The organism is Campylobacterota bacterium (genome assembly GCA_040752835.1).
GTDB lineage: Bacteria > Campylobacterota > Campylobacteria > Campylobacterales > Sulfurimonadaceae > Sulfuricurvum.
On the sequence record JBFMGG010000008.1, the window covers coordinates 154444 to 175672 of the forward strand.

The following is a 21229-nucleotide window of genomic DNA, read 5'->3' on the forward strand; positions in this document are numbered from 1 at the left end:
ATGCAGATGCGTTACTTTTACAGTTCGTTCGCAATCATGGCCATCGGTCTGATTACGGCGTATTTTCTGGGCGGCCTGGCCGCGGTGTACATCACCTTTTTGTTGACGGTATTGGAGATTTCACTCTCGTTTGACAATTCCGTCGTCAATGCCAAGGTGCTGGAGACGATGGACCCGATTTGGCAGAAACGGTTTATCCTCTTCGGTATCCCCATCGCGGTGTTCGGAATGCGTCTGGTGTTCCCGCTGGCGATCGTGTCGTTTGTGACGGGCATGGGGATGATCGAAACCCTTCAGGTGGCGATGAATCAGCCCGATGAGTACGAAAAGGTGCTCAAAACGACCGAGGGGACGATTTTCGCGTTCGGGGGAGCGTTCTTGCTGATGGTGTTTCTGGACTTTTTCTTTGAGGAAAAGGACATCAAATGGGTGACCTTCGTCGAAGGTTCCAGATTCATGGAAAAAGCCTCCAGTGTCAACAACATCGAGCTTATCACGGCTATCATGGTCGGGATTGCGCTGGGGCACATCACGCAGGATTTCGGGATCGTTCAGGCCTTCATGTACGGTGTACTGCTGCACTCCCTGCTGGGGATGCTGGACCATTTCCTCTCTTCCGAAACGGTCAAGAGCGGGATCGCTGGCTTCGTTTACCTCGAAGTGTTGGACGCCAGTTTCAGTTTCGACGGCGTCATCGGGGCGTTTGCGCTTACCAGCAACATTTTCATCATTATGATCGGTCTTGGTGTCGGAGCGATGTTCGTGCGGAGTATGACCATCTATTTTGTCGAGCATAAAACCCTCTCGCATTTCCGCTATCTCGAACACGGCGCCCACTACGCGATCGGTATCCTCGCGCTGATCATGCTGATGAAGATTACGATGCACGTCAGCGAACTCGTGACGGGGACAATCGGAATCGGACTGATCCTGATTGCCTTTTTGCATTCCGTCTGGGAAAACAAAAGAGCCAACGAATCCCTCTAATCTTCCAAGCCGTCGCTTGCGGCGGCATTCTTGCGTACTTTAAAATACTTCAGAATACCGTAAAAACTGATCATCAGCCAGATGAACTCCATCAGAAACGATGCCAGATTCCAGTCAAACATCAGCGAGACGATGATCAACAGTGCACCGATCGCGTTGAGCAGTGAAAAACTCAGATCCCGCGCGTCCATTTTTTCGACCTGCAGCAGGATGTAGGCGATGACGATGAGTACGACTCCGAAAATACCGATGAGGTCGGTGAGTGAAAGTTCCATGAGGACTCTTTAGCGTGAGGTGGTTCGTATTATAGCGTGTGGAGGGAAAAGGGGTATAATATTGGTATTTTACAGTTTTTAGCAGTTTAAAACATGTTTGTTTTCATTTTGTTCTGAAGCCTTCGGCAGTGCTACGCACAGCGCCTACGGTTTCGTTCGGGCAAGCGTGACGGGATTGCTATTTTATATTAAGCCGCCAGCGGTACCTTCGGTACAACGCTTTTGGTTTCGTTCGCCGAAACGCCAAGCAGTTGGCGTTTCTTAGAGCGAACTCACATCATACCCGGCATTCCGCCCATGCCGCCCATGTCCGGCATGGCAGGTTTGTCTTCTTTGATCTCGTGGATCGTCGCTTCGGTGGTCAGGAGGAGACTGGAGACCGATACCGCGTTGGTGAGAGCTACGCGCTCCACTTTAAGCGGATCGATGATACCCGCTTCGAACATGTCGACGTATTCGCCGGTCGCGGCGTTGAAGCCGATGTTTTCGCTCGTAGCGGTCGCGATCGTGTTGACGACGACACCCGCGTCGTATCCCGCATTGTCGGCGATCTGTTTGACCGGAGCCTTGATCGCGCGGAGGATGATTTCGCATCCGATTTTCTGATCCCCGGCAAGATCGAGGTTGACTTTGGCCGCCGCACGGATCAGGGCCGCACCGCCTCCGATGACGATCCCTTCTTCAACGGCCGCTTTGGTCGCAGAGAGGGCGTCGTCGACGCGGTCTTTTTTCTCTTTCATTTCGGTTTCGGTCGCGGCACCGACTTTGATGACCGCTACGCCGCCCGCCAGTTTCGCCAGACGTTCCTGGAGTTTTTCTTTGTCGTATTCGCTGGTGGTCGCTTCGATCTGGGTACGGATCTCCTTGATGCGCGCTTCGACCATCGCTTTGTCTCCCGCACCGTCGACGATCGTCGTGTTGTCTTTGCTGATGACGACGCGCGCGGCGTTACCAAGGTCGGCGATCGTAGCGCTCTCGAGTGTGCGTCCGATCTCTTCGCTGATCACCTGACCGCCCGTGAGGACCGCAATATCCTGCAGCATCGCTTTGCGGCGATCGCCGAATCCCGGAGCTTTGACCGCGGTGATGTTGAGAATACCGCGGAGTTTGTTGACGACCAGGGTCGCGAGGGCTTCCCCTTCGACGTCTTCGGCAATGATAAGCAGCGGGCGCGAGCTTTTCTGAACCTGTTCAAGAACCGGTAGAAGGTCTTTGAGGTTCGAAATTTTCTGATCGAAGAGGAGGATAAACGGATGATCCAGCTCTACGGTCATTTTTTCGGAGTTGTTGATGAAATAGGGGCTCAGGTAGCCGCGATCGAACTGCATACCCTCGACGACATCGAGTTCGTCGTTGATCCCTTTGGCCTCTTCAACGGTGATGACACCGTCGCGGCCCACTTTTTCCATCGCTTCGGCGATCATCGCACCGATGCGCTCATCGGAGTTGGCTGAGATGGTAGCGACTTGCGCGATCTCTTTTTTATCGTTGATGATACGGCTGGACGCTTTAAGGTTCTCCAGAATCGCTTCGAGCGCTTTGTCCATCCCCCGTTTGACTTCGACGGGGTTGGCACCCGCAGTGATGTTGCGGAGTCCCTCCTGGTAAATCGCGTTGGCCAGAACGGTTGCGGTGGTGGTACCGTCACCCGCTTCGTCGGCGGTGTTGGATGCGACTTGTTTCACCAACTGCGCCCCCATGTTTTCGAGCGCGTCTTTGAGCTCGATCTCTTTGGCGACCGATACGCCGTCTTTGGTGATGGTGGGCGAACCGTAGCTTTTCTGGATCAGGACATTACGGCCGCGCGGCCCCATGGTCACTTTTACGGCATCGGTGAGTTTTTGGACGCCTGCGGCAAGTTTGTTGCGCGCGTCATCGGAAAAATGGATTTCTTTTGCCATCGTTTACTCCTTGAATAATTATTTGATGATTCCAAGCAGATCGTCTGCATCGATTACGAGGTACGTTTTACCTTCCAGAGTCAGTTCATTGCCGGCATATTTCCCGAAAACGACGGTATCACCTGTAGAAACGTTTTCGACCTGGCTACTTACGGCAACGACGGTTCCCTGAGAAGGTTTCTCTTTTGCGTTGTCGGGGATGATGATTCCCGAAGCGGTTTTGGTGGCCTCTTCGAGGCGCTCAACCAATACACGGTTTCCAAGTGGTTGGAAGTTCATAGCGTTTCCTTTTATGAGATGAATTTTTACGGCGGAGATTTTACAGGAGTTTAGCTCAAATGTCAATAGTCTTAGTCTTAAAGACTCAATAGTAGTGAGTATTGCCGAATACATAAAAGTGAGTGCTTTTGTGCTCCCAAAGGGTTCGTTTCACTTTTAGCTAACAATAAGTTAATCATCATTATAATTCCGGTCTTCCATTACGATGGCTGGGTAGCTCAGCTGGTTAGAGCGCTGGTCTCATAAGCCGGAGGTCGGGGGTTCGAGTCCCCCCCCCGCCACCATCGAAACATTTAAATCACTTCAGCTTCATTCAAAAAACCCTTTAAAACTCCGCAAAATAGCCACTTTTTCAGCTTTTTATCCTCTAATGTCCGTTAAGGTATTTCAACATAAACTAAGATTTTAAGGGGTACATTTAGGGGTAGTTTGCTTTAGGGGTATCAAAACCTCTAAAAAAATACCCCTAAAAAGTGAGGTTTTACGTTGGCTCGCAAAGTTGTACCCCTAACCGATACCGAAATAAAAAAGGCAAAACCAGCCGAAAAAGATTATAAACTCTTTGATGGCGGCGGGTTATTTTTGCTTATTAAACCAACCGGTGGTAAGTTATGGCGTCTAAAATATCTCTTTGAGGGGAAAGAAAAACTCATCTCGTTAGGAACATACCCCGAAACGACGTTGGCGGAAGCGAGAGCCAAACGGGACGAATACAAACGAGAAATCGCCAAAGGGATAGACCCATCCGCAGAGCGCAAAGAATCAAAAGCGAAAATCGAAGAAAAAGTGATGGAAGAACAAGCCGCCATAGAGGGGCAATTTCATCGTGTGGCATATGAATGGCTCAACTCATTAAACAATGATGAGAGTACGCATAATAAGCGTGTTTCATCGTTTGAAAAAGATATCTTTCCCTACCTATGTACTTATAACGAACGACATTCCATTATCTCGTCGAAGCATATTAAGGACATCACCCATCCTGAACTACTGAAAATCATTAAGACAAAAGAGAAAACGGCTCCAGAAGTAGCTATCCGCCGCTTTAGAGACTGTAACCGGCTGTGGAGATATGCGATCAATCATGGTTACACTGAAAGCAATATCACTGATCGAATCAGCAGCGATGCATTCGCTCCACGGCAAGAGAAACACTTTGCAAAGATCACGGATGAAAAAATCTTAGGAGAGCTTTTGAGAGGCATAGAGGATTATAAAGGTGAGGGAGGCGTGATTGTACGAAATATTCTCCGTTTTGTCTCTATCATGCCTTTACGTGCTGATAATCTATGTAAATTACGATGGGATCAGGTTGATTTTGAAAAATCGATCATTACGATATCCCGATCCGAGATGAAAGTTAAAGATCAAAATCTACCCGACTTTGTATTACCGCTCCCGAGACAAGCGATCAATATCCTCAAAGAAGTAAGAGAAATCACGGGATGGGGACAATGGGTATTTCATGGAGTACGCAACAATCTTACCCATGCGAATAAAGAGAGCGGGAATAAAGCGTTGAGATCATTGGGATTTATTGACGAAGTAAACGGGCGCAAACAAACGCTGCATAGTTTTCGAGGTACTTTTCGATCACTTAGCGAAACACATGCTAAAGAGCATGGCGTGAGCTTTGAAGTACGGGAACGTGTGCTAGATCACCATGAAGAAAATAAAGTCATTAGAGCCTATACCCATAAAGCGGATTACACTGAGCAGATGAGAGAACTGATGCAATGGTGGGCGGATTTTTTGGATCAAACAAAGGTGAGTAAATAAGATGGCACGCCCAACGAACCAACAAAAAGCAGATCGGGTTAAAAATGAGGAAATATTAAAACGAGATATTTTCCTTTACACTGATTTTGAAAGAAGATGTAGATCAATAGCAGCATATTTTAATGATGAAGCTTTCATGGCACATGAAATGACGCGTGAATGTGTGATGCGTTATTATGAAGATGACATTATTAAAATAATCAAAGATATGGATGCTGAAAATCAATACATAGAAGAATGTAAAGCAAAAGATAATTATGCACATAGACTTAGAGAATATGAATTGAGCAAAAAAACAGATTTTGAAAGATATTTTAGTATTGGATACCCCATTTTAGAGTTTTTAAAAGATAGTGGAAATGAAAAGATTCTCCAAGATTTTGGTTCTCCAGTTGATGAATATTATCAAGAAATTGACTCTGAAGTTCAAGTGTGTTGCAGTCATACAGCAAGAGAAGCTATACAAGAACTTTATGGAGATGATGTAGAACTGAATAAGAAATTTTTCAATATGCCTGTTATTGCACAAAGTGGAACTGTAGATTTTTATAATAAAAAAGCTCTTGTCCAAATTGATTTCACAAAATCAAAAAAAGAAATTATGCAAATTGTATCGAAAATAAAAGATGAATTTGATGCAGAGCCTACTACGATATTGGGATTAGATGAATACCTTGGAATCGAATCTTTTAAAGATGTGTACAGTTTTACAAAGACAAATGAAAATGCTATTTATAGACATGGCAAAACAAAGTCTTTAGAAGGACGTTTAGGTGATGTTCTTTTTATTTATGATTGCCATAAAAAAGGCTTAACGTCTGAATATATCATCGGAGAGATTAATCGTTATTGGCGTGATATCAAGAAAAAATATACAGATGAATTTCAGAAAAAAACGTATAGAGCTTATTTAAAATTTGCAAAAAATGAAATTGGCAATCGTGGATTTGTTCGTTTCATATCAGGGGTTAATTTACCCAAATGATAAATAGGGGTGCTTAAATCCCAATTTAAAAACCTCTATTTCCTCTTCCTCTAATCTGCAACAATGTCATTCAGTCAAGCGCAAGACAATCTAAATTCGAGGATTTGCTATGCCAAAGGCAGAACAAAAAGTAGAAATACAACAATTTATGCAGGTGGATAATCAGCAGTTAAAAGACAGACAATTTCTAAGAGATAAACAAGCGGCTGCATGGTTAGGGATTGGATGTTCAACTGTGTGGATGTATGTCCGGCAAGGAAAGCTTAAATCAATCAAATTGTCTCCAAAGGTAACCGTTTTTGCAATAACGGATTTAGAAGCATTTGTTCAGAGTCGAATGAATATAGCATGAAAAATTTTTTCAAAAAAACATCATGCTACACCACTTTACCAAATGCTTTTGCTCAAGACGATCGTTTATCTATTGAAGCTCGTGGGCTTGGACTTCTTATTTTTTCTTTGCCCGATGATTGGGTCTTTCAACAAACGTGGTTCTACGAAAAAGCAGGTGGTAACAGGAACAGACGAAAAACAGTCGTGAAAGCGCTTAATGAACTTATCCGTTTTGATTACCTCTGTCGAATACAAGATCGCAAAAAAGGGAAATTTGACGGTGCTATATGGTTTTTTGACCCGGAAGAAAATGCTCAAGCCGAGCTTAAAGCGATACTCGCCGTAGGTACTCACGGGACAAACGGCACCGTAGGTACTCTTAGTGCCAGCCCTGATAGTGCCAGCCCTAAGAGTACCACTACAAAAGAAATAGAAACAAAGGAAGAAATAAAAAAAGAAATATCTTCTTCCTCTTCATTTCCTCCAATATCTGTTATCGATCCTTATGTCAATCTCCCAGATGAAGTTGATGGATTGTCTCGAAAAATCATCATCGAAGAGGTCGAAGCGATTGCGAAGGAGCGAGGAGGAGATTTTGAGAAGTATCGAGAGGCGCTTGTGAAAGAAGTCCTTTCAGGGAACGGTAGGACGATTACGAATATCCGTATCCGTCGTTCGAGGATCAACAAGCGTGAACATGGTGAAATGGTGCAGGCCGCTTTACAAGCTAACGGCTATGCGAACATATTTGATTATTTGGAGGACGCACATGGAAGAGCTAATGAAAACGTTCAGTGAGATCGAAATGTATCTGGATCATTCGAGAGAGTTGTTAAACGGTTTGCAAATGACCGAAGACGTAAAAACCATACAGCGAGTACAGCAAAAATACAGCGATTTGATTACGACCTGGATGGAAGAAAACAACATCCCAAAAGTACAATTTTCCCATCATCAGAGAAGCATGGGAGTCGAATACTCAATCCCAGGAGCTAAAAAATGAAGACAACAACTCATGACAGAATCGAAAAAGAGATGTCCGAAATCTATCGTGCTTTCCTGGAACGTGAAAAAGCGAAAAAGCGAAAAGTCCAAGCGTTGATTTCTGACTATGCGAACAAAGCTGCTGAGCTTGAAGGGCAAAAACAGTTCAAAGCACTGGTAGCTGACTTTAGAGATAAAGTTCTTAAGATTTACGAATATGATCCAAAGGTACAAACATGCAGTTGATCAAACTTTCTCTGGCCGCTGCACTGCTGCTCTCGTCACCAACCGTATTCGCAGCGGGCGATGCGTCCCAGGCATTACAAACTGTTCAATGGGCTACTGCCGAGATTGGGAACGCAATGAACCTCTCAAAGCAGTTGGAGCAAATCGCTTTGCTTACTCAAACGTTGCAGCAGAACATCCAGGCGGTGCAAATGGCACAACAAAACCTCCAGGCGTTGAGTGCCATGGATTTTAGCAACTTCAACACCTACGTTGACCAGTTGGCCAATGTCATGGTCGCAACGAACGGGATCAGCTATCAGATGGGAAACCTCGATACGAGATTCGGGCAGCTTTTTCCAGGCTATGACGAACATACTCGAATCGGTGCAATGGGAGATATCAGAGGCCAAGCGTCATCGTATGCCCAATACTACCGAACCTTGACGGACGCGAACCGCGGAACCGTTCTTGGGACGCTTCGCAACCTGGCCGCCGTCAACAACGACCTAAGAGCGGATCAGCTCTCGATGAATATGCTCAAGCTTCAAAGCCGCAACGCGGTCGGGAACAAGTCGGCGATCCAGGCGGCGAACGAGATTGCGATGCATCAAACGGAGACGATCAAAAAACTTCATTCGACGATGCTCGCCCAAACAAACCTCATGGCGCAAAACGTCGCGGATGAAAACGAACGCAGAGCATTGCGAGAGGCTAAAAAAGATGCTTGGTTGACGGGTGGTAAAAAACCTATCAAGGGCGATGAGAAAGATATCAAAACCTGGTAATAAAGGAGAAAAAATGAAATTCGATGGAAAAACAAAAGTACGATTACTGGCCGGTTCAACTGCCGTGCTAGGTCTGATCGGAGGGGCGTTTCTCATCGCTTCGATGATGAAGAGAGTGGAAACAGCGCAAACAAAAGAATATTTCCTGGCGCATATCGACGAAGCAAAGCAAACCGCGCAGAAGTGTAAAAATCTCGCCGACCATAACGAGATCCAACCTGAGGTATGTGCAGCTGCAAAGACAGTCGCATTTTTTCATAGCGGCAAAAAGCCCATCAAGGGCGATGAAAAAGAAATAAAAACATGGTGAAGAGATCTCTTTTAATCCTCTTGCTGATACTGCCGACGTTCGCGTTTGCCGGGATCGATGCGAACAACAACGCACAGACGATCTTACAAACGTTCATTGCTGCTTCGAAACAATGGACGGCAGCGATCAAACCGGCAGGGATGTATCTGTTCGGCGCGTTCGCAGCCATCGACATGGTGATAACGTTCGGTTTCATTGCATTAAAGGGGACAGAAATTGGTGAGATCTTCGGTGAACTCATAAGAAAGATCATGTGGATCGGTTTTTTCCTGGCGTTATTTAAAACTGCAGAATGGTTGACCATGATCCCCGAATCATTCTCGGAGCTTGCACTCAAAGCATCGGGAATGAGTATTCAACCTGACACGATCCTGGAATCGGCAATGCGACTTGTCGAAGCAGTTTGGAACGGTGCGGGTGTTCTCGATATCGACGGATGGGCTGCACTGTTTGCAGGGGTCATCTGCCTGGTTGCATTCGCTTTGATGGCAGCGCAGCTGTTCGTCGTCCTGGTGAAGATCCAGGCCATTATCGCCGGATCGTATCTGATCTTCGCGTTTGGTGGTCTTTCTTATACCCGGAACATGGCGATCAATCCACTTAAAGCCCTTTTCGCGGCCGGCATGGAGCTAATGTTCATCAAGTTGTTTTTGGCGCTCACCATTTCATCGATGGAAGGGTTTGAAAACAACGCATCGCACGATATGCAAACCGCGATGATCGTCATTGCGGTTTCGGTGCTGCTTGCATCGGTCGTAAGCATGATCCCCGGCATCGTCAATTCACTCATGAGCGGATCGCTTGGTGGTAATTCAACATCCGGGCTTGCGGTCGCGGCCGCAGCTGCCGGTGGAGCTATTGCAGGTACTGCCGCACTAGGAAAAAACTCTGCCGGTATGTCGGACGCATATAAATCGGCCAAGGCGCTTGCCGCTGCCGGTGAAGGAACGACGTTTAGCAATCTTACCAAAGCAATCCAGCAAGACATGTCCCATACTATTCGCGGAAAAAATGATCGGGATACTACTTCGAGTGGATCTCGCGCAGCGGATAAGATGACGCAGCAAGTAAAGAGCATGGAAGAAGCGAATGCTTCATCCTATACGAACGGTATTTCTCCGTCGGCATTTAATGAGTAAAAACTAGTTGAGGATACGTTTCGGATCTATTTTCGTAGCATGTGGGTTGAAAGGTTTGTGTGAACCTTTACCGCCCACGGTAAAGATCAACGGGCCGCCGCCTTCGTCATCCTCTTGTTGAGTTGCTTCGGCAGCTGCCGGAGCCGTTACGTTTTTGACGGGCATTTTTTCGGTTTGGTGTTCTTTGTTCTTGATCTCTCTATTGAAGTAACGTGTAAAGTTTTTATAACTCATAGAGATTTTTTCGGCTGTCAGCAATTCATCATAGATAGCTGATGCAAAGACAACACCTTCTTCATATCTTTTTCGGATCAGAGCAAGGTTAGTATAAAACTGGATTTTTGGTGCCGGTATCTTTGTTTCCATCGTAACTCCAATTTTTTTGGAGTCATTATAGTAAATAGTTCATTTATTTTCATAAATTGAGATTTTTATTCAATAATTGTCAATATTTCTTGCAAGCAGAAAGTTGAAAAAAAATGAATAAAGATGTCAATGATTGTAATTGACGAAGCGGGCAGGATGTGTAAAGGTTTAACTTTTTGCTTCACAAAAAGATGAAACTTTCCATCCTGAAACTTATTCGCACAAAGTGCTCAACGTGTAAAAAGGATCTTCGGTGCCACCGAAAAAAGTCAAATCCCCGGACGAATTACGCCAAAAAATGATTGGTGTAAAAGCGAACCAGTCAGAATACGATGCGATACATGAACAGGCAAAACGATTCGGATTGTCTGCGCCGGAGTTTATGAGATCCGTTTCGATGAATTATCCGATCCGGTCGGTCATCGATGAAAAAGCGGTAGCGGATCTTCTTAAAACAAATGCGGATCTGGGACGGCTCGGTGGACTTTTAAAAATGTGGCTCACCCGGAATGGGGGAGACAAAGACGATTTCAGTGCCAAGAGATCCTACAAAGACATCGATGAACTGGTGGACGAGATCGAGGTTGCGCAAAAGATTCTAAAAGCCCAGGCATTAAAAATCATGGGAGTATCGGATGATCGTTAAGACCGTATCCAAAAAGACCCAGGGTACATCCAACTTCGGAAGTCTGGCCGCGTATATGCTTGATGAGAAAAATGCCGGTCGAAAAGTCGAAGATTACCGTTTCACTAATTGCTCGTTCGACCAGGACAATCACAACTTGGCCGAGATACAAAATACACAAGCTCTCAATACCCGATCCAAGTCAGACAAGACCTATCACATGGTTGTTTCTTTTCAAGCTGGTGAGAACCCGACCCCGGAGATCCTCGAAGAGATCGAAAACGAGCTTGTCAAAGCTATCGGCATGGAACGGCATCAGAGGTTATCGGTCATCCATGGAAACACCGGCAATCTACACATCCATATAGCGATCAATAAAGTTGATCCGATGACGTACCGAAATGTCGATCCCTCTTTTGATAAAACCAAACTCCAGGAGAAAGCGGCGCAGCTTGAAAAGCAATTCGGATTGATGATCGACAACCATACGCCGAACAAAGAGAAGATGCCGCGAGAGCTTGGCGAGATCCATTCGGGGATCGAGAGTTTTAAATCATGGGTGAAAAGCGAGGCGGTTCAGCAGCTTACCGAAACACTGGCCAGACCCGAAGCGAAATGGGAAGATCTGCACAAAGCCCTGGGTGAATACGATTTGGAGATCCGGCAGCGCGGGAACGGGTTCGTAATTGCTGCAAGAGATGGCAAGCTGTTCTGTAAAGCGTCGGACGTATCGCGCGACCTATCCAAAGCAAAGCTCGAATCAAAATTCGGAGCATTTGAAAAGCCGGCAGAGATCATCGAAGCCAAAACACGGTTTGGCGAGCGAAGTGCTTTGATGAAGGAATACTGGACAGAATATCGGGAACAATCCAATGAGAACCGATCCAAAAAACCTGTTTTGCTTACAGAACTCAAACGCAAATCTACTCAGGAGAAATCAACCATACTGTCCGAGTATAAAAAAGCCCGTGGCGAGATCCAGGCGGCCGATTACTTGAACGGTAAGGAAAAGCGTGAGAAGTATTCGGAGTTGGCAGATAAAAAGCGAAAAGATCTCAATGTTCTCTATCAAAAAACTCAAAAGCAGCGCAACGAGATTTATGCACAGATTCGGCACGTTTCTTTCAAAGACCATTTGATCCATAAAGCCATCGAGGGAGATACCAACGCCCTCAAGCTGCTGCGGAGCATGAAGCCTGACCAGGTAGAGATCCCGAAAGATGCAAACGTCTTTATCGGTAAAGAAGGCAAGCCGGTTATCCGAACGGAATATAAGCCGATTATTACGCAATCCGGGGACGTAATCTACAAACTTGGCAATCGGACACGGATCATGGATCAGGGTAATACCATTCGGATCACGGAGCTGCGCAAGGAATCAGAGTATGTTCAGGCGTTAATGCTTGCCAGAGAGAAATTCGGCAAATCTCTTGATATCCAGGGCAGCGATGAGTTCAAGAAGCAGATCACCGCCGCAACGATCAAATACAACCTTGATGTTGAGTTTAAAGACCGCAGCATGGAAGATGCGAGATTGGCAGTGAGCAAAGTGATTGATCACGCAAAAGAGCAAGAAATAGAAAAGTCAAAAAGTAAGAGGATGGGATTGTAGACCCGTAGTAGATGACAAGAATTGAGATATTGAACGGAATCGGTCGGAGAAAAGGGGGATGAGAATATAGCCGGATATTTGAATTAAGTTATATTAATTTAATTCAAATAACGTATACAAGTATTTAAAATGAATGTTGTTGTAGGATAGAATATTAAAAAGGGATTAAGCATGAATGATTTAAAAATGAAATTGTATATAGACCCTTTAATTCGAGATTTGCATATCCCGCCGGAAACAGTTGAAAAAGGGATAGCTGAATATTTCTCGGTTGGTGGCTTGCTTATGCTGGTCTGTTTCTTTCTAATAAGTCATAATCGTATTGATAAAGATGAGGCAGCTTATTTGGAAGAGATAGCGCGTCTTAATGCTGCAAAGAAAATGGCTGAAGCCGAACGAGAAGAATGGCTCCGTGATAAATATAAAATGCTGAAAATAGCTTCAGGCGTATCGTCAGATGTTTTCTCTGCTATAGATGCGATTTTATTTCCTGACCCCATGTCAACACTTAATGATGCAGTAGCAAAGCTGCAAAAGTTACCTAAGCGGAGTAATCCTATCCAAAACTTTTGATTATCTGCCGTTTAGAAGGTTAAAGATATGTTATTGCTTATTGATTCTTTGCCATGAAAGTTTAATATGTGTACCGCGACTAATTTCGTATATTCCATCTCTTGAGCTTACTAAATTTTTATAATCTTCAAGATTCTGAGTTTTTTGATACATATCTTGATTTGCTTGAATTGTGCTATCGGGTAAGTATTTATGAATTGTAGGAATACCCTCTATTTCATTCTTGTCCCAAATGTTAACTTTCGCTTCAACATCTATTAGTTTATTTTGCAATATACATGAAACACGTGCATTTTTTAAAAATCCCCGTGTCTTATCAATATAAATATCACCTAAAATTCGACATCCTGAGTATTCTCCAGATTCAATGTCAATAAGAACTGGCCGTTCCCAATGCTTGAGCATATCTGCCCCAACCAATAATACACCATCTGCTTTGTCTAAAGACGATGCATTCAATATTGAAAACATCATCATAGGAGTGAATAGGAGCACTTTTTTCATATTGCTTTTCCTTTGAATATCAAGAGATTAAGATACAAGTTCTTTTGTATCTTTAATATTAAGATTGTCAGAAAAAAAGAAAACCTCACTCCCCTTGCGCTTTGTTCCTGCTGTATAGCTCAAAGTCATTTCCATTAATTGCGTTTTTGAATATAAATCCCGGATTTCTAGTTCATCATCATAGGAAACGACCCAATGGCATTTAAGGTCATTTTTGACTATATAGGCAATCTTGTAATGATCACTAAAGACATAATGATTTTTATATAGTTGTTTACCTTTTACAAAGTAAGGAGGGTCTAAATAAACCAATGTTTCATTTGTTGGAAGTTTAGTAACTTCTTGTTGTAAAAAATATGCGGCGTCAAGATTTGAGAGATGAATATTTGAAGCTCTGGATGCAATTTTTTCAATTCGTTTTATAAGATCAATTTTATTGTATCTTACATCCATTTTCCAGTCGCCTGCTTGAGCTTTTCCACCAATCATTCCAGCTTCTAAGATGCCGGAACGATTGGTGCGGTTTAGAAAGAAAGTTGAAAAACCAACGTCTAATGTTGAATATTCTGTATTTTGATTCCGAATCGATTTTTGTTTGATCCACTCATCCGGGGTAACAGATGTATCTATGATTTTTTTACATAGAGCATCTGTTTCATTCAATACCGCATACCAAAAGCAATAAACCGAGTAATCCAAATCATTTAAATAAATTGCTTTTGCAGTTCCACTAAAAAGAAGTCCAAGGGCAACTCCTGCACCACCTGCATAGGGCTCGACATAATTGATTTGACTTAAATTATTTGATTGAATGATATCGTCAAAAAAGGATGTAAATTTGGCTTTACCTCCGGGATAACGTAAAGGAGTGTAGAAACTCATAGTATTTCTTCTCCTATTCGCTCACGCTGAGCAATAACCCATGTTTTTAAATCATCAAGCTTATCGATCTTGTCTATATGTGATGCACCTGCATTAAATAGTGAAACACCTTTATCAATGGCCGGCGGTAAGGTAAAACGCCAAAGAATATAACCGAATTTTACACTGTTTACTTCTTCGATATCTTTTCGATCGCCATCAAACTCTGGGTGCAAATCGAAAGGAATTGATATACCAACATTCATTTGTGCATCTGGTTTTCTTGAAAACCATTGTCCAAATTGATCTGATGCTTTGAAATGCATTAATGATTTGCTTTTCCAATTTGCACCTGAAGCACATTGTGTTAGATACAAAGTATAGCCCGGGCGCCAATCTATTGGCCATGCAATTACATCGAGTTCTCCGTCTTTAATATAAGGGCTTGAACCTGGACGTAATTCTTCAATCACTTTACCATTATTGAGTTTGTCTTCAAAAATATGTTTAAGTCTGCCTAAAAAACCTGAATTATCATCACATGGAAAACCAAAATGATATGAGTGAGCGTTAAAACTGCCTGCAACTGCAACTACACTACAATATTCAAAAAGATTGCGTTCATTATTGCTTATGGTGATATTATTGAGTTTCTTTTTAGGAATATTGGACAGCAAGAGACAAAACAAATAGACGTATGCACCTTCGGTGAGATCGTCAGGGCTTTTTAACATTAGTTTGGTTTGACACGGTGAATAAGTAAATGGATAAGAAGTTCCAATTTGGCTTGATCTATTAGCTATCTCAGAATATAAATCAAGGAGATAGGTTTCCATTTCAAGATTTGCACCTTCGAAGTCCGTTTCTTCATTTTCTCGTCTAACATCAAAAATTCGCCCTACATTCTCAATGGATGCTTCCCCGCACCGGTAAGCGCAAAGTTCTAAAATATCAGCTATATCCCAAAGGTCTTCATCTAAAGAGATTTCAAGGCAATATTTACTCAAATCTTATGCCTTTTTTACTTTTCTTTTGACATACTCTAAAATATTTTCACTCATTTTATAAATTTCTTCGGACATTTCTAAAAGATGTGCTTCACCATCATATTTATCCATCATCCCCTGTGCTTTACGGAGATGTATATAGCAATTTGTTAGAGAACTTTCGAACACATCAGATTTTTCTTTTGTTTCTACCAGAGCTTTATCCAAATCCCTTGTGTCTTTTAGGATAGCGTGTGCGATAGGATTAGAAATTACCATCCCAAGATTTTTCAAATCAGGATTTTGGCTTTTAATTAAAGGTGGGATGTTGTCTGTTTTTGAGCCATAAAAATATTGAAAAACTTCACCAAAACGTTCTTTTTGTTTATCTGTTTTGATGGGTTGAAGATCAGGATTTTTATCCCATCCTAATTCTAAATCAAGATATTTTGAGTATTCTTTTCGTCCGAGTGCTGTGTATAAATGAGAAAAGCCAAAGCGTCCACGATTATATTTATCGCTAATTTTAAATAAGCCTTCATTTTCTGCTTGATCTAAAATGAGCATTGAAGAGATAAAAGAACGGATTGTATCATTTGAATCTCCTATCTTTTTGGCAATTTCTTCAATAGCAATGGGTGTACCTGCTTCTTTTGAACGGACATACCAATCTGTTACAAATCTTGCTTTAGCGTATGAATCCCAACGAAAAGCACCATTAACATGCTTAAATGCAATATAGGATTCCGCGTCAAATCTGTTGTTGACAACGACTGCTGAAAGATTTTCAAAACTTTTGGATGCACTTTGTTGGCATCCTTCAGGAATATTGATTTTACATTCTGTAGCTAATACTGGATTTGAAATTAGTTTAAGGGTTGCTAATCTTCGATTTCCTTCTAAAACTGTATAAGTTTCTGGAGTTGTACCTCTTGGTAATACGATTAGAGGCTCAATGTCTAAATAGCCATTCGCACAAATTGAGTTAATTAATTCAGATAAATCAGCAATTTCATGAAGGGTTTGAATAATAGTATCGTCTTGAGAAGGGGTGTTGTTATCACCTCGTACAAGTCTTGGATTCTCAATATCAAAGTATAATGACTCAATTGAAAGTGAAAGTTTGTTAAATAATGACATAATTACCCTTCGTCTATATAGCTAAACGCTATATTATATCTAACATTACATTAATGTTATAATGATATTAAAACAATATTATTATAATACTATGAAAGCAAAAAAGTTACAGATTAGCTATTTTTTATATCGAAAGATTGTGGTTTTTTAGGCCTCAATTGTTCAATTAATAAGAACCGTAAAAAAGTGGTAAAACACCATATAAGCAATAGTTTATAGGGGTATTTTTAGGGGTATAATTTTTGATAAAGTCAAATAAAACCCTAAAATATGTCTATAGTGGTAGTCCCCCCCGCCACCATCGAATCCTCACAGTTTCTGTAAACACAATTCCTAAAATCCGAATTTACCGTACTATATTTCATCCGTCGTATTTACCTCTATACACCACTTTGCTATAATCCCTCATCAACGAAGAGAGACGGCAAAGGGGTAACCATGCGGATCGTGATTGTCGGCGGCGGGATCGTCGCGGCGTATATGGCCAACGCGCTTTACGATCAGGCCCCCGAACACGACGTCGTGATCGTCACCAAAGAGGCTTATCCCCCCTATGACCGTATCCACCTCTGTGCGCTGGTAAACCACAGCGCGACGATCGATCAGCTCGCTCTGGACCTTCCGCCCAAAACCCGTGTCGAGCTCAATTCCGAAGTCACCCGCATCGATACCGACGCCAAGCGGATCTATACCGCTTCGTCCATGATTTCGTACGATGTCCTCGTCATCGCGACCGGTTCGAAGCCCCGCAGTCTGTTCGATACGCGAGGGATCTCCAATGCGGTGACGTTCCGCAGCGCCGAGGATTCCGAATGCATCGCCAGACGGATCGCTGGAAAAAACGTCATCATCATGGGGGTCGGACCGATCGGGCTGGAACTGCTCGATACCCTTCGCACAATGGAAGGGCCGCGTAAAATCTATCTCGTATCGCGGGGATCGCACCTCTACGACAAGGCGATGACGCCCGAAGCGGTTGCACTGATGAAGCGGGTGTACGAAGCGTCCGATCCTCGCGTCGAAATTATTTTTGAAGACGAGATCCGTGAGCGGAGCGTCGAAAACGGCGAAATCGTCCGCGTCGCGCTCAAATCGCGTACGATCGACGACCCGTTTATCGTTTTCGGGGTGGGGATCGCTCCCAGCATCGAGTGTGCCAAAGAGTCGCTCGAATGCGACCGGGGGATTCTCGTCGATGAACGCATGCGCACCTCCGCCCCCTCGGTGTATGCGGTGGGAGAAGCGGCACAGATGCGCAACGGCTACATCGCCGGACGGGTCAAGGAGTGTACGCTGCAGGCCGATGCGGCGGTCGCGAGCATTCTGGGGAAGGAGGGAGAGGGGTTCGCGGAATTCGTCACCATCGACGGCCTCAAAGTGGGGTCGTTTCTCCTCAGCGACGTCACGTCGACGGCGTATGTCGCTGGGGATGCCTACAATGAAGACATCGTCATCGCCTCACGCGGCGAAGAGCGGATCGACCACTATATTCTAAACCGGGAACGGTTGGTGCGGTTTATCGGGATCAACAGTAACATCGACGCCCTGGCGCTGAAGCGGATGATGGAACGGGGAGAAAAAGCCGACGCGGCCTATTTTTACGCCAACCGCCTCATCAGCGAAAAAGGGAAACTTGTCTGCAGCTGCACGGGCTCCTACGAGCAGGACCTGATTGCCCTGATCAAGGAAGAGTGTATCGAGGATTTCGCCTCTCTCAAGCCTTTCAGCGAAGCGGGCAGGGTGTGCGGCCGATGCAAAAAAGACATCATGGCGCTGATCGCCTCGACTCCCGTCGATCCGGCCGAAGCGGCCCGGATGCGTGCTGAGCGCGAAGCGGCGGCGAAAGAAGCCGAGCTTTCAAGGGTACGGGAGCGGATCGAAAAATACAATCGCCTCCACCCCAAAAACCGGCTCAGTACCGAGAACCTCGCAGAAGCGCTCGAGTCGTTCGACATGGGGCGCGAGTTCAACCGCTGGGTGTCGATGATCACCGCGTCGATGGATCTGCCGCCGCGGTTTGAGGAGACGGTTGCCGAGGGGGTCCGGCAGTTGAACAAAATTCCGATCGTCTGGCTCGAACTCGCCGACTGCTCGGGCAATTCCGAAGCGTTTATCAAAACAGCCCATCCCAAGGTGGATGATCTGATCCTTAAATACATCTCGCTTGATTATCACGAGGTGCTGATGGCGGGATCGGGAGATCAGTCCGAATCGGCGCTTGATGCCGTGATCCAAAACGATGCGGGGCGCTATATTCTCGTCGTCGAGGGGGCGGTGCCGCTGGGGATGGAGGGGAAATTTCTGCGGATCGGCCCCAGGGGGGAGACGGGGCTGGCCCTGCTACGGCGCGTCGCGGCGGGTGCCGCAGCGGTAATGGCCGTGGGGTCGTGCGCCTACGACGGCGGCGTTGTTGCCGCCGAACCCAATCCCACGGGAGCCGTCGGGGTTGCCGAGGCGCTGGGGAGAAACGACGTCATTAACCTACCCGGATGCCCGACCAATCCCATCAACATTGTCGGAACCCTGCTGCACTACATCATGTTCGACGAATTCCCGAAACTGGATGAAAAAAACCGCCCCCTCTGGGCGTACGGGTTCCGCGTACACGACAACTGCGAGCGCAGGGGCCATTACGAACTGGGCGAATTCGTCAAAGAATGGGGAGACGAAGGGGCGAAAAAAGGGTGGTGTCTTTTTGAGATGGGGTGCAAGGGGCCTTATGCCGATCTCAACTGTTCGCTCGTCAAATTCAACGACGCGACCAGCTGGCCGGTGCAGGCGGGGCACGGCTGTTTCGCCTGCGGTCAGGGGAAAATTGCGTTCGACCGTTACGCCAACCACCGCAAATTACCGGAGCAAGAACATGAATAACCTCAAAAAGATCGTCATCGATCCCGTGACCCGCATCGAGGGGCATTTGCGGATCGAGGTGGAGATCGACGAAAGCAACACGGTACGCGAGGCATGGGCTTCGGGGCAGCTGTTCCGCGGCATCGAGACGATTCTCAAAGGGCGTGATCCCCGCGATGCGGGGCTGATCGCCCAGCGGATCTGCGGGGTGTGCACGAACGTCCATTACCGCGCGTCGATCAGTGCGGTCGAGGAGGCTTACGGCATCACGATTCCGCCGAACGCCGAAATCGTCCGCAACCTGGTCACCCTGTCGCTGTTCGTGCAGGATCACATCGTCCATTACTACCATCTCCACTCGCTTGATTTCGTCGACATCACCGCAGCGCTCGGCGCCGATTGCGAGAAAGCCTCCGCCGAAGCGCTCAGATGGTCGTCGCATCCCTACCGTAATTCGGCGGGGCATCTGGAAAGCGTGCGGGAAAAACTTGAAGGATTCGTCAAAGCGGGGCGGCTGGGACTATTTTCGAACGGCTATTGGGGGCACAGCGCCTATCGTCTGAGCCCCGAACAAAATCTCGTCCACATGAACCACTACCTCGAGGCGTTGCGGATCCAGCGGGAAATTTCGCAGGCAATCGCGATTTTCGCCGGGAAAACGCCCCATCCGCAGAACCTGGTGGTCGGTGGTGTAACGAGCGTCGCCGATATGCTCAACCCCCAGCGGTTGAACGACTTTCTTTTTATTATCAAAGAGGTGCGGGATTTTGTCGAAAGGGCTTACGTCCCCGACCTGAAGATGACCGTCGATGCCTATCGCGAATCGATCGCCCGAGGCGAAGGGCGCGCGCGCGGGAATTTTATGTGCTGCGGCGGATACCGTTTCGGGAAAGGGGAAGTTCTTTTTGAGGACGGGGTGATCTACGGACACGATTTTAGCCGCGTCGAACCGTTCGATCCCTCGAAGATCACGGAAGAAGCGTCGCGTTCGTGGTATGAGAACGATGCTCCCCTTTCCCCTTACGAGGGGGAGAGCGTGCCGTTCTACACCGACCTTAACGACGACGGAACCCTCCGCAGCGAAGGGAAATACACGTGGGTCAAAGCTCCCCGTTACGGCGGCGAGGTGATGGAAGTGGGACCCCTCGCGCGGATGATCGTGGGGTATGTGAAAAACTCCCCCGTGATCCGCCCTTATATGGAACGGTTCATGGAGGCAACGGCCCTGGAATTGGGCGATTTTTCGACCACCGTCGGCCGCAACGCGGCGCGCGCGGTCGAAGCGCAGATTTGCTGCGACTATCTGTTCGATATGATGAGTGACCTGATCGAGAACGTCAAATACTACGATGAAGAGACCTGGACAAAGTACGTTTTCGAGGAACTGCCGCAAGAAGCCAGGGGGGCGGGGATCTTTGAAGTGCCGCGCGGGGTTCTCTCCCATTTCGTCCGGATCGAGGACGCCAGGATCGCCAATTACCAGGCCGTGGTTCCCACGACGTGGAACGCTTCGCCCAAAGACGCGCGCAACGTCCGGGGGGCGTACGAAGAAGCGCTGATCGGCATCACGCTCGCCGATCCTGCCGCACCGCTGGAGGTGCTTCGGGCCGTCCATTCATTCGACCCCTGCCTCGCATGTGCGGTGCACGTGATCGACACGAAAGGGCGGGAACTGTCGCACTATAAGATTCTGAACCGTTGTTCGCTATAATGGCGCAACACGATAC

The 21229-nt window shown here is 46.0% G+C and carries 23 protein-coding genes and 1 tRNA gene; 16 read left to right on the forward strand and 8 right to left on the reverse strand.

Translation table 11 applies throughout. The features are described from left to right. Positions 1–6: 6 nt before the first annotated feature. Entirely contained in the window at positions 7–987 is a 981-nt protein-coding gene (locus AB1763_10690) for a DUF475 domain-containing protein (protein MEW5833291.1), read from the forward strand. Here AB1763_10690 and AB1763_10695 read toward each other — a convergent pair. The 3 genes from AB1763_10695 to groES form a co-directional block, all read right to left on the reverse strand. Then, the gene (locus tag AB1763_10695; GenBank protein MEW5833292.1) at positions 984–1262 is read right to left on the reverse strand and encodes a hypothetical protein; all 279 of its coding nucleotides are present in this window, start codon (positions 1260–1262) and stop codon (positions 984–986) included. The two genes, AB1763_10690 and AB1763_10695, sit on opposite strands and share 4 nt — an antisense overlap. A gap of 272 nt (positions 1263–1534) precedes the next feature. After that, positions 1535–3163: a chaperonin GroEL gene (gene groL / locus AB1763_10700; protein ID MEW5833293.1), complete on the reverse strand. Its 1629-nt coding sequence runs from the start codon at positions 3161–3163 to the stop codon at positions 1535–1537. Positions 3164–3181: 18 nt separating this feature from the next. Beyond that, on the reverse strand, positions 3182–3442 hold the full coding sequence (groES, locus tag AB1763_10705) for a co-chaperone GroES (GenBank protein ID MEW5833294.1): 261 nt from the start codon (positions 3440–3442) through the stop codon (positions 3182–3184). A 207-nt stretch (positions 3443–3649) separates the two neighbouring features. Here groES and AB1763_10710 point away from each other — a divergent pair. The 10 genes from AB1763_10710 to trbL all read left to right on the forward strand — a co-directional run bounded on the left by AB1763_10710 (position 3650) and on the right by trbL (position 9985). Next, positions 3650–3726 (forward strand) — tRNA-Met (locus AB1763_10710). Positions 3727–3928: 202 nt separating this feature from the next. Further along, complete coding sequence (locus AB1763_10715; GenBank protein MEW5833295.1) at positions 3929–5221, forward strand: integrase arm-type DNA-binding domain-containing protein; 1293 nt, start codon at positions 3929–3931, stop codon at positions 5219–5221. Position 5222: 1 nt separating this feature from the next. Next, positions 5223–6206, forward strand: a complete 984-nt coding sequence (locus AB1763_10720) for a hypothetical protein (protein MEW5833296.1) — start codon at positions 5223–5225, stop codon at positions 6204–6206. Between the two features lie 109 nt (positions 6207–6315). Further along, on the forward strand, positions 6316–6558 hold the full coding sequence (locus AB1763_10725) for a helix-turn-helix domain-containing protein (GenBank protein MEW5833297.1): 243 nt from the start codon (positions 6316–6318) through the stop codon (positions 6556–6558). Beyond that, positions 6555–7337 (forward strand): hypothetical protein, encoded by a 783-nt coding sequence (locus AB1763_10730; GenBank protein ID MEW5833298.1) that lies wholly within the window; start codon positions 6555–6557, stop codon positions 7335–7337. Before AB1763_10725 ends, AB1763_10730 begins: the two co-directional genes overlap by 4 nt. Next, entirely contained in the window at positions 7321–7542 is a 222-nt protein-coding gene (locus AB1763_10735) for a hypothetical protein (GenBank protein MEW5833299.1), read from the forward strand. The genes AB1763_10730 and AB1763_10735 overlap by 17 nt, the downstream gene beginning before the upstream one ends. Continuing rightward, positions 7539–7769, forward strand: coding sequence for a hypothetical protein (locus AB1763_10740; GenBank protein ID MEW5833300.1), 231 nt, complete (start codon positions 7539–7541; stop codon positions 7767–7769). The genes AB1763_10735 and AB1763_10740 overlap by 4 nt, the downstream gene beginning before the upstream one ends. Next, positions 7760–8536 carry a hypothetical protein gene (locus tag AB1763_10745; GenBank protein ID MEW5833301.1) on the forward strand — a complete coding sequence of 259 codons (777 nt, stop codon included), beginning with the start codon at positions 7760–7762 and terminating at the stop codon, positions 8534–8536. Before AB1763_10740 ends, AB1763_10745 begins: the two co-directional genes overlap by 10 nt. Before the next feature lie 13 nt (positions 8537–8549). Continuing rightward, positions 8550–8846: a hypothetical protein gene (locus AB1763_10750; protein ID MEW5833302.1), complete on the forward strand. Its 297-nt coding sequence runs from the start codon at positions 8550–8552 to the stop codon at positions 8844–8846. Then, entirely contained in the window at positions 8843–9985 is a 1143-nt protein-coding gene (gene trbL, locus AB1763_10755; GenBank protein ID MEW5833303.1) for a P-type conjugative transfer protein TrbL, read from the forward strand. Before AB1763_10750 ends, trbL begins: the two co-directional genes overlap by 4 nt. Before the next feature lie 3 nt (positions 9986–9988). On the opposite strand, the gene AB1763_10760 is transcribed toward trbL, so the two are convergent. Next, complete coding sequence (locus tag AB1763_10760) at positions 9989–10351, reverse strand: hypothetical protein (protein MEW5833304.1); 363 nt, start codon at positions 10349–10351, stop codon at positions 9989–9991. A gap of 253 nt (positions 10352–10604) precedes the next feature. On the opposite strand from AB1763_10760, the gene AB1763_10765 reads away from it, so the two are divergent. The 3 genes from AB1763_10765 to AB1763_10775 all read left to right on the forward strand — a co-directional run bounded on the left by AB1763_10765 (position 10605) and on the right by AB1763_10775 (position 13161). After that, entirely contained in the window at positions 10605–10997 is a 393-nt protein-coding gene (locus AB1763_10765; GenBank protein MEW5833305.1) for a DNA transfer protein, read from the forward strand. Further along, positions 10987–12588, forward strand: coding sequence for a TraI/MobA(P) family conjugative relaxase (traI, locus tag AB1763_10770; protein MEW5833306.1), 1602 nt, complete (start codon positions 10987–10989; stop codon positions 12586–12588). Before AB1763_10765 ends, traI begins: the two co-directional genes overlap by 11 nt. Positions 12589–12759: 171 nt before the next feature. Further along, positions 12760–13161, forward strand: coding sequence for a hypothetical protein (locus AB1763_10775; protein ID MEW5833307.1), 402 nt, complete (start codon positions 12760–12762; stop codon positions 13159–13161). A 30-nt stretch (positions 13162–13191) separates the two neighbouring features. Here the strand turns inward: AB1763_10775 and AB1763_10780 are convergent, their stop codons facing one another. The 4 genes from AB1763_10780 to AB1763_10795 are packed head-to-tail and all read right to left on the reverse strand — an operon-like array spanning position 13192 to position 16652. Next, the gene (locus tag AB1763_10780; GenBank protein MEW5833308.1) at positions 13192–13665 is read right to left on the reverse strand and encodes a hypothetical protein; all 474 of its coding nucleotides are present in this window, start codon (positions 13663–13665) and stop codon (positions 13192–13194) included. A 27-nt stretch (positions 13666–13692) separates the two neighbouring features. Next, complete coding sequence (locus AB1763_10785) at positions 13693–14547, reverse strand: DNA adenine methylase (GenBank protein ID MEW5833309.1); 855 nt, start codon at positions 14545–14547, stop codon at positions 13693–13695. After that, a complete protein-coding gene (locus tag AB1763_10790; protein ID MEW5833310.1) occupies positions 14544–15533 on the reverse strand; it encodes a hypothetical protein in 990 nt (329 codons plus the stop codon). Before AB1763_10790 ends, AB1763_10785 begins: the two co-directional genes overlap by 4 nt. A 3-nt stretch (positions 15534–15536) precedes the next feature. Next, positions 15537–16652 (reverse strand): ParB N-terminal domain-containing protein, encoded by a 1116-nt coding sequence (locus AB1763_10795; GenBank protein MEW5833311.1) that lies wholly within the window; start codon positions 16650–16652, stop codon positions 15537–15539. A 438-nt stretch (positions 16653–17090) separates the two neighbouring features. Here AB1763_10795 and AB1763_10800 point away from each other — a divergent pair, with 438 nt between their 5' ends. Continuing rightward, the gene (locus tag AB1763_10800; GenBank protein MEW5833312.1) at positions 17091–19523 is read left to right on the forward strand and encodes a hydrogenase small subunit; all 2433 of its coding nucleotides are present in this window, start codon (positions 17091–17093) and stop codon (positions 19521–19523) included. After that, positions 19516–21213: a nickel-dependent hydrogenase large subunit gene (locus tag AB1763_10805; GenBank protein ID MEW5833313.1), complete on the forward strand. Its 1698-nt coding sequence runs from the start codon at positions 19516–19518 to the stop codon at positions 21211–21213. Before AB1763_10800 ends, AB1763_10805 begins: the two co-directional genes overlap by 8 nt. Positions 21214–21229 lie beyond the last annotated feature (16 nt).